Below are 12556 nucleotides of genomic sequence, written 5' to 3'. Positions count from 1 at the left end.
GGTGGGGAAGGCCTCGCAGGGACCGCTATCGGCCCAGCACCGCCCCGTACTCGCTCGCCCCCGCCAGGCCCAGCTTCCCGGGGGTCACGGAAACCACCGCCGGGTTCGGGCCCTCCTTGGGCGTCGCGGAGTACCAGACGCCGCCGGACCGGGCGTCCTCGCCCGGCGCGCCGACGGCCACGTCGGGGTACGCGTCCCCGTTGTAGTCACCGGCGGCCACCGCCGCGCCCAGGCGGTCGCCCGCCTCGGCCGTGCCCGCGACGCCCGCGGAGTTCTGGCTGTAGGCGGGCCCCACCAGGGGCTTGCCCGTGCCGGCCGATGCGAGGATCCAGTACGTTCCCGCGCTCGCCGCGGTGCCGACCGCCTCGGCGTCACCGCCGACGATCAGTTCGTCGATGCCGTCCCGGTCGAGGTTGGCCACCGCGAGCGACGCGCCGAAGTTGTCCCCGGACTCCGCGCTGCCGCCGACCTCGGGCGTGCTCTGCGTGGTGCACGCGGAGCCACCGCCGAGCACGGCGCCCTGCTTGCCGTACACGGTGAGGACCGCGCCGCCGAGCCGGTCCTCGCAATGGGTGCCGTCCGCCTCCGGGTCCGCCGTGACGCCGCCGAGCACGAGGTCGGCCGTGCCGTCCCCGTCGAAGTCGCCCGCGGCGACCGACGTGCCGTGGTCGCCGGTGGCCCAGAAGTTCTGCCACTCGCCGGACGCCTTGCGGACGATGTGCGTGCCGACGCTCTCCATGCCCTTGTACGTCACCGCGAGGTCGTCCTTGCCGTCCCCGTCGAAGTCGGCGGAAGCGTAGGCGCGCGGGCCGCCGAACCGGTGGTTCTCGACGAGGGCGGGCCTGGTGTTCGTCGCCGACGTGATGGGCCCGGGGCGCATCATTGTCGCCGTGCCCTCCTCACCGGCGATGGGGAAGACGAGGTCCTGCGTGCCGTCGCCGTCGTAGTCGCCGGTGCTGAGCGCGCCGCCGATCCTGGAGTCCTCGGAGCCGCCCTTGGCGGCCGTGATGCCGCCCTTGGCGAAGCCCCCGGCGGAGCCCCACACCACGGAGATGGTGCCCACGTCGGGGGTGGTGTCGATGGCCTCGCCGGGCGCCGATGCGATCAGGTCGCTGTAGCCGTCGCCGTTCAGGTCGGCGGAGTGGACGGCCGTGCCGAAGCGGTCGTCGGCCTCCACCGTGCCGGGGACGCCGGCCGTGCCCTGGCCGACGTTCATCGAGCCGTGCTTCCCGAGGCCAGAGGCGCCGCCCCACACCACATTCACGTACCCGGCCTTGGTCTTGCCGCTGACCGTCGCGCCCGGCACGCCGACCGCGAGGTCCACGTACCCGTCGCCGTTGTAGTCCGCCCTGAGCTTCGAGGGCTCGGCGGCGGACGCGCCGCCCGCCGTCAGTCCTGCGAGGCCGAGCACGGTGGCGGCGCCGAGCGCGCCCGCAGCCAGGATCTTGTTCCGCGCGGGTCTGCGCGCGTGGTCAGCCGTCGAAACCACTGAGGCGTCTCCAACTCACGTATAGGGAGGGGCAGTTGAGGAACCAGCGAAGTGCCAGCCGGTATCAGCGAACCGTCCGGCCGAAGCCCGCGCCCGCCGTGCCGACCCCGAAGTCCGAGCCGTTGAAGGACGCCGCGTACGACGACGTCAGGCCCGTCGCCGTGCCGCGCAGCACCCACACCGCGCCGACGTCCCGCGTCGTGCCGATGTCCTCGCCGGTCGCGCCGGTGGCCAGGTCCGCCTTGCCGTTCTTGTTGATGTCCTTGAGGCGTACGGAGGTGCCGAAGCCGTCGTCCGGCTCGGCGGTGCCGGGTACGCCCGCGGTCTCCTGGTGCCAGGCCTGGCCCGAAGTGAAGCTGCCCGCCGAGGACTTGAGGAGGGTGACGCTGCCGGTCCCGGCCACCGTGCCGACCGTCTCGCCGGGCGCGCCCACCGCGAGGTCGGGCAGGCCGTCGCCGGTGACGTCGCCCGCCGAGACGGAGGCGCCGAAGCCGTCGCCCGACTCGCCGGTGCCGGGGACGCCCGCGCTGTCCTGGTCGTACGTCACCGGGGCGCCGAACGCGCGGTCGCCACCGAACCGGACGGTGACCGAACCACCCTTCCCCGCACGGGAGTTGCCGGTGACAAGATCGTCGTAACCGTCGCCGTTGACATCACCGGCGGTGGCCGCGTCGCGCGTCGCCGTCGGGTCGTCGCCCTCGCCGAGGACCTCGGCCTGGTAGCCGTAGTCGCCGAAGCCGCCGTTCATGTGCGCGGTGTAGGCGCCGCCGTCCGCGCGCTCGCCGTACAGGACGAGGCCGCTGCCGTCCTTGACCTTGAACTTGCCCGCGATCATGCCGTCGAGGCGTGCGCCCTCGGGGATGAAGTCGACCTCCAGGCCGTGTACGCGGCCGTCCTCGCCCGCGCCGGAGTAGTACCACCAGTTGTCGCCGCTGATCACGCTCAGCTGGGGCGAGCCGTCGCCGTCGAAGTCGGTCCAGACCGTGGCCTCGCCGTAGCGGCCCGTGGTGTCGGCGGGGGAGTTCAGGACCCGGCCGCCTGCGGTGAAGCCGCCCTGGCCGCCCCACAGGATGGTGACGGAGCCGGACGGCTTGCCCTCCACCTTCTCGCCGGGGGCGCCGACGATCAGGTCGGCGTAGCCGTCGCGGTTCACGTCACCGCTGGTGATGTTCTCGCCGAACTCGTCCTCGGGCTCGGTGACTCCGGGGACCTGGGTCGAGTTCTGGCTGAGGGTGACCGCGCGGTTGGCCGCGACACCGGATGCCGAACCGAACGTCACCGTCACGGAGTTGCTGCCCGGGATGCCGATCGCCAGGTCGCGGTAGCCGTCGCCGTTGTAGTCGTCCTTGAGGGTGGACGCGGCGCTGGCCGTTCCGGCGAGCGGCAGGCTCAGGCCCGCGGCGGCGAGGGCCGCGACGGTGGCGGTGACGGCCAGATTTCTTACACGCACGTAGAACTCCCGGAAGGGGAAGTGGGGGCAGAGCATCTGCGGGCTCTGAGTGAGCCTCTGGGTATGACTTCCGGGTGTGTGACTCGTGGAGTGCGCGAAGGGTTGTGCGCCGGGGTCGAAGAGGTGGCCGCCAGGTGAACGCATCGGCTGCGCCAATGGGGATCATTCGCCCCAGAGTTGGACACCTACGTCGTCGGCCGTGAAGTGCTGGATGCCCTCGGTCTCGAGACCATCGCCGGTGCCGCCGAGGACCAGGAAGTAGCCCTGTTCCTTCTTCCATCGCTGGGAGAACACGACGACGTCCTGGCGGCCGTCGCCGTCGACGTCGAGCAGGTCGAGCTCCTGCAGCTGGTGCGGCGCGATGCCGTCGGGCAGGCCTTCGTCCCCGCCGGTCACCGTCTGGGCCCTCTCCGTGGACGGTCCGTGGGGCCCGCCGCGCAGCAGCAGGATCTTGTCCGGGTCGATGATGTGGAAGCCGGGCCGCCCCGCCACCAGGTCCGCGCGGCGGTCGCCGTCGACGTCCCCGACCATCGGACCGCTGCCCCAGGTGGAACCGCGCCCCTCCAGGACCTCGGCGGGGCGGTCGCCGCCGAGCCCTGCCCTGGACCCGTGGATGACGGTGAGCATGCTGCCTGACCCGGTCGCCTCGCCGTTGGCGACGAAGTCGTCGATGCCGTCGCCGTCCACGTCGCCCGCGCCGCCGCCGCGCGGCCCGTCATAGGTGGACATGCTCGATACGAGCTCGGCCTGCGGGCCTTCGTCGCGGGCGAGCCCCTTGGCCCCGCCACGGAAGTAGACGGCCTGGTCCGGGGCCTCGGGCGGATCGTCATTCTGCTCGTAGTCGTCCCCGTGGTACGCGTTCGTCATCACCACGTCGGTGCGCCCGTCGCCTTCGAAGTCGCCGGTGACGACGTCCAGGGACGCGGGGTTGGGCTTGTCGACACGCGTGGCGCGGGCCGGCTGGCGCTTCTTCCGGTCGAAGGGGCCGAACAGTGTCTGTTCGCCGTCGAAGAGGTCCGTGGCGCCGTCGCCGTCGAAGTCACCGGCGGCCACCGGCGGGAGGTGACCCGCGTCGAGGCGCTCGGCGCCCGAGAGCCCCCGGGCGCCGCCGAACATCACGAAGACGGGGTCACCGGGGCCGGCGTCGCGCGAGGAGACGAGGTCGGTGAAGCCGTCGTTGTCCAGGTCGGTCCGGAGCAGTCGGCCGAACTTCACGTCGTCGTCGCCCGCCGGGAGACGCGTGGACCAATCGGGCCGCAGGCCCTCCGGGGAGCCGTACACCACGGTCAGCGTGTAGGTGCTCCGCTCCACTCTCCCGTCATCGGTGCGACCGGACTTCAGGACGGTGGCGTAGTCGTCGTACCCGTCGCCGTTGAAGTCCTTGGGCGACGGGTTCTTCGCGGCCTCGCCCGCGGGCGGACGCCCGAACCGCTTCGTCTCACCGCCGAAGACACCACAGCCGGCGAGCGCCGCAGCCGTGCAGCACACGGTCAGGCCGGTGATCGCACCGACGCGTGCGATGGAGGTCCAACTGTCCTTGCCTGACGGCGGGTTCACTGTGCATGTCCTCCGAGGTGTTCGCCGGCGGCAGCTACTTGCCACAAGCCGCCGTCAGCCGTCGCCCAGGGAGGCGAAATCCGCCGTGGAGAAGGTCAGTTGCGGCTTGCGCGCGACCAAGTCGCCCTTCATGCCCGGATACACGCCCACCGTGTCCTCGCCGTCCCCGCGATACGTCCGCAGAGCGAGATCAGCGAGCCCGTCGCCGTCGAAGTCGGCGATGCCAAGGACCTGGGTGGTCCCCTTCGCGGAGGGAACGACCAACGCCGATGCGTTGGCGGCGAGGCCTCCCGCGCGCCCCCGGAAGACGCGAACCTCCCCCGCGCCACCCCCACTCCCGCTGCCGCCCCCGCTCATGACCAGCTCGCTCAGCCCGTCACCGTCGAGATCACCGGCGTCCACGGAAACCCGCCGCGCCTCCAGCGCGGCCCGCCCCGTGCCCGGCACGTCGTACCGCAGAGCCACGCCCCGCGGCCCCGCGACGGCCGCGTCCGTCGCCGCCTTGCCCTTGCCGAACCGCCCGAACGCGACGTCCGTGCCGGAGGGGAAGAGCACCCCGGTCTCGGCGGGACCCTTCGGCCCGCCGAGGACGAGCGCGCTGGTGGCGGCGCCCGTCGCGTCGGCGGCCTTGCGGACGAGGAGGTCGTCGTAGCCGTCCCGGTCCACATCGGTGGCCTCGCCGGTGACGAGGTCGTTGCCGGGCGCGGCCAGCGGCTTCCCTGCGGCGCGCGCGGCGCCGGTCCGCTTGAACGGGCCGCGCAGGAAGGTCAGCCGGGCGCCGCTCGCGTGGAGTACGAGGTCGCTCGCGCCGTCCCCGTCGAAGTCGCCGCAGACCGGCTGGTCGGACCAGTCGTTGCCGATCCGGGCCTGCGCGGGCACCTTCACCTTCACGGCCTTGCCGGTCAGGCCCTTGGGGGAGCCGAAGAGGATCTGCAGCGGCACGGGCGGCTGGCCGAGGCCGTCGTACGGCGGGTCGGTGGAGACCAGCAGATCGGTGAAGCCGTCCTTGTCGAGGTCGCAGGAGGCCTCCGACTCGAAGGCGGCGGGCAGCTCGCCCTTGGTCCGCGCCCCGTTGGCCCGCGCGCTCAGCAACTGCCGCGCGCCGGGCCGCAGTCCGCTGCGCGATCCGTAGACGACGCCGATGCCCGCGTCGTCGCCGTGGCCGCGGTGCACGAGATCGTCGAGTACGAGATCGGGGGCGCCGTCACCGTTGAAGTCGTCGGCGGTCTTGCTGCCGTCGCCCCGGGGGACGGGCAGCGGCGCGGACGCCTTGCCCTGGTCGGCCATGCCGCCGACCGGGCGGTGCTCGGGGGACGCGTCGCCGTCACCGCCGCTGCCGCAGCCAGCGAGCAGCAGGGCACAGCCGAGCGTGGCCGCGGTCAGTCGTATCCAGGCGCGGCGTGCACGGCGTACGCCGCGTGTGCCGTCGGGTCTGCCGCCGCGTCTGTCGCTCCGTATGCCCACCATCAACCCTGACCTCGACCGCCCCTTGAGACAACAACCTGCACATGATGCTCCCGTTCCGGCAGGACGCAACAGGCCGGTCCCGCCTGCAAGGGCGGAACCGGCCTGAAACGCTGGCAGCGGGAGCTACTTCACCGGCTCGGGCTCCGGCTCGTCCGCGGTCTCCTGCGAACCCTCCGGGTCCACCGGCGTCTTCACGGACTCGAGGAGCAGCTGCGCGACGTCCACGACCGTGATCGACTCCTTGGCCTTGCCGTCGTTCTTCTTGCCGTTGACCGAGTCGGTCAGCATGACGAGGCAGAACGGGCAGGCGGTGGAGACGATGTCCGGGTTGAGCGAGAGCGCCTCGTCGACACGCTCATCGTTGATGCGCTTGCCGATCCGCTCCTCCATCCACATCCGCGCACCACCGGCGCCACAGCAGAAGCCGCGCTCCTTGTGGCGGTGCATCTCCTCGTTGCGCAGGCCCGGCACCTTGCCGATGATCTCGCGCGGAGGCGTGTAGATCTTGTTGTGGCGGCCCAGGTAGCAGGGGTCGTGGTACGTGATGATGCCCTCGACCGGGGTGACCGGGACCAGCTTGCCCTCGTCGACGAGGTGCTGGAGCAGCTGCGTGTGGTGGATGACTTCGTAGTCGCCGCCGAGCTGCGGGTACTCGTTGCCGATGGTGTTGAGGCAGTGCGGGCAGGTCGCGACGATCTTCTTCGCCGTCTTCGGCTTGGCCGACTCGGGCGTGACCTTCCCGTCGTCGTCGAGCTCCTCGCCGAACGCCATGTTCAGCGCCATCACGTTCTCCTGGCCGAGCTGCTGGAACAGCGGCTCGTTGCCCAGGCGGCGTGCGGAGTCACCGGTGCACTTCTCGTCGCCGCCCATGATCGCGAACTTGACGCCCGCGATGTTGAGCAGCTCGGCGAAGGCCTTCGTGGTCTTCTTGGCGCGGTCCTCAAGGGCACCCGCACAGCCGACCCAGTAGAGGTACTCGACCTCGGTGAGGTCCTCGATGTCCTTGCCGACGACCGGCACCTCGAAGTCGAGCTCCTTGAGCCACTCCAGGCGCTGCTTCTTCGCCAGGCCCCAGGGGTTGCCCTTCTTCTCCAGGTTCTTGAGCATCGTCCCGGCCTCGGACGGGAACGCGCTCTCGATCATCACCTGGTAGCGGCGCATGTCGACGATGTGGTCGATGTGCTCGATGTCCACCGGGCACTGCTCGACGCAGGCGCCGCAGGAGGTGCAGGACCACAGGACGTCGGGGTCGATGACGCCGTTCTCCTCGGCGGTGCCGATGAGGGGGCGCTCGGCCTCCGCGAGAGCGGCGGCGGGAACGTCCTTGAGCTGCTCCTCCGTCGCCTTCTCATTGCCCTCCATGTCCTTGCCGCCGCCGGCGAGCAGGTAGGGGGCCTTGGCGTGCGCGTGGTCGCGCAGCGACATGATCAGGAGCTTCGGGGAGAGCGGCTTGCCGGTGTTCCAGGCGGGGCACTGCGACTGGCAGCGGCCGCACTCGGTGCACGTACTGAAGTCGAGCAGGCCCTTCCAGGAGAACTGCTCGACCTGGCTGACACCGAACACGGCGTCGTCGGCCGGGTCCTCCCAGTCGATCGGCTTGCCGCCGGACGTCATGGGCTGGAGCTCACCGAGGGTCGTGGAGCCGTCGGCCTCGCGCTTGAACCAGATGTTCGGGAAGGCGAGGAAGCGGTGCCAGGCGACACCCATGTTGGTGTTGAGCGCGATGACGATCATCCAGATGAAGGACGTCGCGACCTTCAGCCCCGCGAAGAAGTACGTGAGGTTCTGCAGCGTGGAGACATCGAGGTCCTGGAGCGCCGAGACCACCGGGTACGAGATGAAGAACGACGCCTCGTAGCTGTCCACGTGGTGCTGGGCGCCCTCAAGGGCGTGCAGCATGAAGATGCAGACGCCGACGATGAGGATGACGGCCTCGACGAAGTACGCCTGGCCCTTCTTGGAGCCCGCGAAGCGGGACTTGCGGCCCGGCTTGTTGTCGGGCTTGCTCAGCTGCCGGATGACGATCAGCGTCGCGATGCCGAGCAGCGTCATCGTGCCGAGGAACTCGACGAAGACGTTGTACGGCGCCCACTCGCCGATGATCGGCAGCATCCAGTCGGCCTGGAAGAGCTGGCCGATGGCGTTGACGATCGTCAGGAGCAGCGAGAAGAAGCCCACCGCCACGAACCAGTGCGCGACACCGACGATGCCCCAGCGGTTCATTCGGGTGTGGCCGAGGAACTCCTTGGCCACCGTGATGGTGCGCTGCACGGGCTGGTCGGTGCGGGTGCCGGCGGGCACGCTCTGACCGAGCCGCATGAACTGGTAGATCTGCACGATGGCTCGGCCGAACAGCGCGAAGCCGACCGCGATGAGAACCAGCGACACGATGATCGCGGCGAGTTGCATTTGGGGGCTCCTCGGGCCTGCGAGGCGAACTATTACTAAGCGGTAACTTATGCAGTCCGTCTGAGACTACCCACTTACTCCGCCGCACTGTAGCCAGCCCAACGGTGATCTGCGTCGCTCAGGCAACCCTTGCCGCGTCGCGCCCCTTGAGGTGCCGCAAGGGAGGCCCCGTCAGGGGCGCGGGGAACTGCGCGACCAGCCACGTCGGACCCGCAGACAACGAGCTGCCGGCACCGAGTTGCGCGTAAGCACGGGATAAGAGTTGAGCGGCCTCGACTCAGCTCTGTTGACTCCAGCGAAGCGACCGTGCATCCTTGAGCCAGATCCACTCAAGTAGTACCTCTGGAGGAATCGAAATGGCACGTGCGGTCGGCATCGACCTGGGCACGACTAACTCTGTCGTCAGCGTTCTTGAAGGCGGCGAGCCCACCGTCATCACCAACGCCGAGGGCGCCAGGACCACGCCGTCCGTCGTCGCCTTCGCGAAGAACGGCGAGGTGCTGGTCGGCGAGGTCGCCAAGCGCCAGGCGGTCACCAACGTCGACAGGACCATCCGGTCGGTCAAGCGCCACATGGGCACCGACTGGAAGGTGGACATCGACGACAAGGGCTTCAACCCCCAGCAGATCTCGGCGTTCATCCTGCAGAAGCTGAAGCGCGACGCGGAGTCGTACCTGGGCGAGAAGGTGGCCGACGCGGTCATCACCGTCCCGGCGTACTTCAACGACTCGGAGCGCCAGGCCACCAAGGAGGCCGGCGAGATCGCGGGCCTGAACGTCCTGCGCATCGTCAACGAGCCGACGGCCGCCGCCCTGGCGTACGGCCTCGACAAGGACGACCAGACAATCCTCGTCTTCGACCTCGGTGGCGGCACCTTCGACGTGTCCCTCCTGGAGATCGGCGACGGCGTCGTCGAGGTGAAGGCCACGAACGGCGACAACCACCTCGGTGGTGACGACTGGGACCAGCGCGTCGTCGACTACCTGGTCAAGCAGTTCAACAACGGCCACGGCGTGGACCTCTCCAAGGACAAGATGGCGCTCCAGCGCCTGCGCGAGGCGGCCGAGAAGGCCAAGATCGAGCTGTCCTCCTCCACGGAGACCACGATCAACCTGCCCTACATCACGGCGTCCGCCGAGGGCCCGCTGCACCTGGACGAGAAGCTCACGCGCGCCCAGTTCCAGCAGCTCACGTCCGACCTTCTGGAGCGCTGCAAGACGCCGTTCCACAACGTCATCAAGGACGCGGGCATCCAGCTCTCCGAGATCGACCACGTCGTTCTCGTCGGTGGCTCGACCCGTATGCCCGCCGTCGCGGAGCTCGTCAAGGAGCTGACCGGCGGCCAGGACGCCAACAAGGGCGTGAACCCGGACGAGGTCGTCGCCATCGGCGCCGCCCTGCAGGCCGGTGTCCTCAAGGGCGAGGTCAAGGACGTACTGCTCCTCGACGTCACCCCGCTGTCCCTCGGTATCGAGACCAAGGGCGGCATCATGACGAAGCTCATCGAGCGCAACACGACCATCCCGACGAAGCGCTCCGAGATCTTCACGACGGCCGAGGACAACCAGCCGTCCGTGCAGATCCAGGTCTACCAGGGCGAGCGCGAGATCGCGGCGTACAACAAGAAGCTCGGAATGTTCGAGCTCACGGGCCTTCCGCCGGCCCCGCGCGGTGTCCCGCAGATCGAGGTCGCCTTCGACATCGACGCCAACGGCATCATGCACGTGACCGCGAAGGACCTGGGCACGGGCAAGGAGCAGAAGATGACCGTCACCGGCGGCTCCTCGCTGCCGAAGGACGAGGTCGACCGCATGCGCCAGGAGGCCGAGCAGTACGCGGACGAGGACCACAAGCGCCGCGAGGCCGCCGAGTCCCGCAACCAGGGCGAGCAGCTCGTCTACCAGACGGAGAAGTTCCTCGCGGACAACGCGGACAAGGTCCCCGGTGACGTGAAGACCGAGGTCGAGTCCGCCGTCGAAGAGCTGAAGGAGAAGCTCAAGGGCGAGGACACGGCGGAGATCCGCACGGCGACCGAGAAGGTCGCGGCCGTCTCGCAGAAGCTGGGCCAGGCCATGTACGCGGACGCTCAGGCCGCCCAGGGTGCCGAGGGCGCTGCCCCCGGTGCCGAGGGTGCCGAGGCCCCGAACATGTCCAAGGAGGACGACGTGGTCGACGCCGAGATCGTCGACGACGAGAAGCCCGGTGACGCGAAGGGCGCCGCCTGATGACTGAGGAGACCCCGGGCCTCGGCGGCGAGAGCGCCGAGCAGCCCGACGTCCCCTCCGGCGCCACCCCTGATGACGCGGCGCCGAAGGCCGCCGAGCCCTCCATCGCGGAGGGCCCGGCGGCCCCGGCCGGGGACGCAGCGAGCAAGACGTCTGCACAAGACGTGGGTCTGACCGCCCAGCTGGACCAGGTGCGCACCGCGCTCAACGAGCGCACGGCGGACCTCCAGCGGCTGCAGGCCGAGTATCAGAACTACCGCCGTCGGGTGGAGCGGGACAAGGTCACCGTCAAGGAGATCGCCGCGGCGAACCTCCTGGGTGAGCTGCTCCCGACCCTCGACGACATCGGCCGCGCCCGTGAGCACGGCGAGCTGGTGGGCGGGTTCAAGTCGGTGGCCGAATCCATGGAGACGGTCGTCGCCAAGCTGGGCCTGCAGCAGTTCGGCAAGGAGGGCGAGCCCTTCGACCCGACGATCCACGAGGCCCTGATGCACTCGTACGCACCGGACGTCACCGAGACGACCTGCGTCGCGATCCTGCAGCCGGGCTACCGGATCGGCGAGCGCACCATCCGCCCCGCGCGGGTGGCCGTCGCCGAGCCGCAGCCGGGCGCGCAGCCGGTCAAGGGGGCCGCAGAGGACGCTGCGGCCGCTGCTTCCGCGGACTCCGCCGATGTGGCGGAGGACAAGGAGACCGGTGGCCCGGACGAGGGCTGACCTGACCGTGTTGGTGAAGCGAGAGGAGGGACGTCGGGGATGAGCACGAAGGACTTCATCGAGAAGGACTACTACAAGGTCCTCGGCGTCCCCAAGGACGCCACCGAGGCCGAGATCAAGAAGGCGTACCGGAAACTCGCCCGCGAGAACCACCCGGACGCCAACAAGGGCAACGCCAAGGCGGAAGAGCGCTTCAAGGAGATCTCCGAGGCGAACGACGTCCTCGGGGACCCCAAGAAGCGCAAGGAGTACGACGAAGCGCGTGCTCTCTTCGGCAACGGCGGCTTCAGGGCCGGCCCCGGAGCGGGCGGCGGCGGCTCGTTCAACTTCGACCTGGGCGACCTCTTCGGAGGCGGCGCCCCGGGCGGCGGTGGAGCGGGCGGTGCCGGCGGCGGCTTCGGCGGCGGTCTCGGTGACGTCTTCGGGGGCCTGTTCAACCGGGGCGGTGCGGGTGCCGGGACCGGCACGCGTACGCAGCCCAGGCGCGGCCAGGACATCGAGTCCGAGGTCACGCTGAGCTTCACGGAGGCGGTGGACGGGGCCACGGTCCCGCTCCGCATGTCTTCCCAGGCGCCCTGCAAGGCCTGTTCCGGAACCGGCGACAAGAACGGCACACCGCGCGTGTGCCCGACCTGCGTCGGCACGGGCCAGGTCTCGCGGGGCGGCGGCGGCGGTTTTTCGTTGACCGACCCCTGCGTGGACTGCAAGGGCCGCGGCCTGATCGCCGAGACTCCTTGCGAGGTCTGCAAGGGCTCGGGCAGGGCGAAGTCGTCGCGCACGATGCAGGTGCGCATTCCGGCGGGCGTCAGCGACGGCCAGCGCATTCGCTTGCGAGGCAAGGGCGGCCCCGGTGAACGGGGCGGTCCGGGCGGCGACTTGTACGTGGTCGTCCACGTCGACGCCCACCCGGTCTTCGGCCGCAAGGGCGACAACCTGACGGTGACGGTTCCGGTGACGTATCCGGAGGCGGCGCTGGGCGGCGAGGTCAAGGTGCCGACGCTCGGCGGGCCCCCGGTGACTTTGAAGTTGCCGCCGGGGACCCCCAACGGCCGTACGATGCGGGCGCGTGGAAAGGGAGCGGTCCGCAAGGACGGCTCGCGAGGCGACCTGCTGGTGACGGTGGAGGTGTCCGTCCCGACGTCGTTGAGCGAGTCGGCGAAGGAAGCCCTGGAGTCCTACCGCAAGGCGACTGCGGACGACGATCCGCGGGCAGAACTGTTCCAGGCCGCGAAGGGAGCATGAG

Annotated in this window: 8 protein-coding genes; 3 read left to right on the top strand and 5 right to left on the bottom strand. The window is 70.1% G+C overall.

Annotated elements, in window-relative coordinates; translation table 11 throughout:
- Positions 1–25: 25 nt before the first annotated feature.
- The 5 genes from OG453_RS02805 to OG453_RS02785 form a co-directional block, all read right to left on the bottom strand.
- Positions 26–1489: an FG-GAP-like repeat-containing protein gene (locus OG453_RS02805; protein ID WP_266864157.1), complete on the bottom strand. Its 1464-nt coding sequence runs from the start codon at positions 1487–1489 to the stop codon at positions 26–28.
- 64 nt (positions 1490–1553) lie between these two features.
- Positions 1554–2939, bottom strand: coding sequence for an FG-GAP repeat protein (locus tag OG453_RS02800; RefSeq protein ID WP_266864156.1), 1386 nt, complete (start codon positions 2937–2939; stop codon positions 1554–1556).
- 162 nt (positions 2940–3101) lie between these two features.
- A complete protein-coding gene (locus OG453_RS02795) occupies positions 3102–4496 on the bottom strand; it encodes a VCBS repeat-containing protein (RefSeq protein WP_266864155.1) in 1395 nt (464 codons plus the stop codon).
- Between the two features lie 54 nt (positions 4497–4550).
- Complete coding sequence (locus OG453_RS02790; protein WP_266864153.1) at positions 4551–5963, bottom strand: VCBS repeat-containing protein; 1413 nt, start codon at positions 5961–5963, stop codon at positions 4551–4553.
- A 123-nt stretch (positions 5964–6086) separates the two neighbouring features.
- Positions 6087–8372, bottom strand: coding sequence for a (Fe-S)-binding protein (locus tag OG453_RS02785; RefSeq protein WP_266864151.1), 2286 nt, complete (start codon positions 8370–8372; stop codon positions 6087–6089).
- A 356-nt stretch (positions 8373–8728) separates the two neighbouring features.
- Between OG453_RS02785 and dnaK the strand changes: the two genes are divergently transcribed.
- The 3 genes from dnaK to dnaJ are packed head-to-tail and all read left to right on the top strand — an operon-like array spanning position 8729 to position 12555.
- Positions 8729–10597 carry a molecular chaperone DnaK gene (dnaK, locus tag OG453_RS02780; RefSeq protein WP_266864150.1) on the top strand — a complete coding sequence of 623 codons (1869 nt, stop codon included), beginning with the start codon at positions 8729–8731 and terminating at the stop codon, positions 10595–10597.
- Positions 10597–11313, top strand: coding sequence for a nucleotide exchange factor GrpE (grpE, locus tag OG453_RS02775; RefSeq protein WP_266864148.1), 717 nt, complete (start codon positions 10597–10599; stop codon positions 11311–11313). The genes dnaK and grpE overlap by 1 nt, the downstream gene beginning before the upstream one ends.
- Positions 11314–11352: 39 nt before the next feature.
- Positions 11353–12555, top strand: a complete 1203-nt coding sequence (gene dnaJ / locus OG453_RS02770) for a molecular chaperone DnaJ (RefSeq protein WP_266864146.1) — start codon at positions 11353–11355, stop codon at positions 12553–12555.
- Position 12556: the final 1 nt, after the last annotated feature.

Source organism: Streptomyces sp. NBC_01381, from assembly GCF_026340305.1.
Lineage (GTDB): Bacteria > Actinomycetota > Actinomycetes > Streptomycetales > Streptomycetaceae > Streptomyces.
The sequence above is the reverse complement of the archived record's forward strand: the minus strand, read 5'-3'. Positions and strand labels throughout refer to the sequence as shown.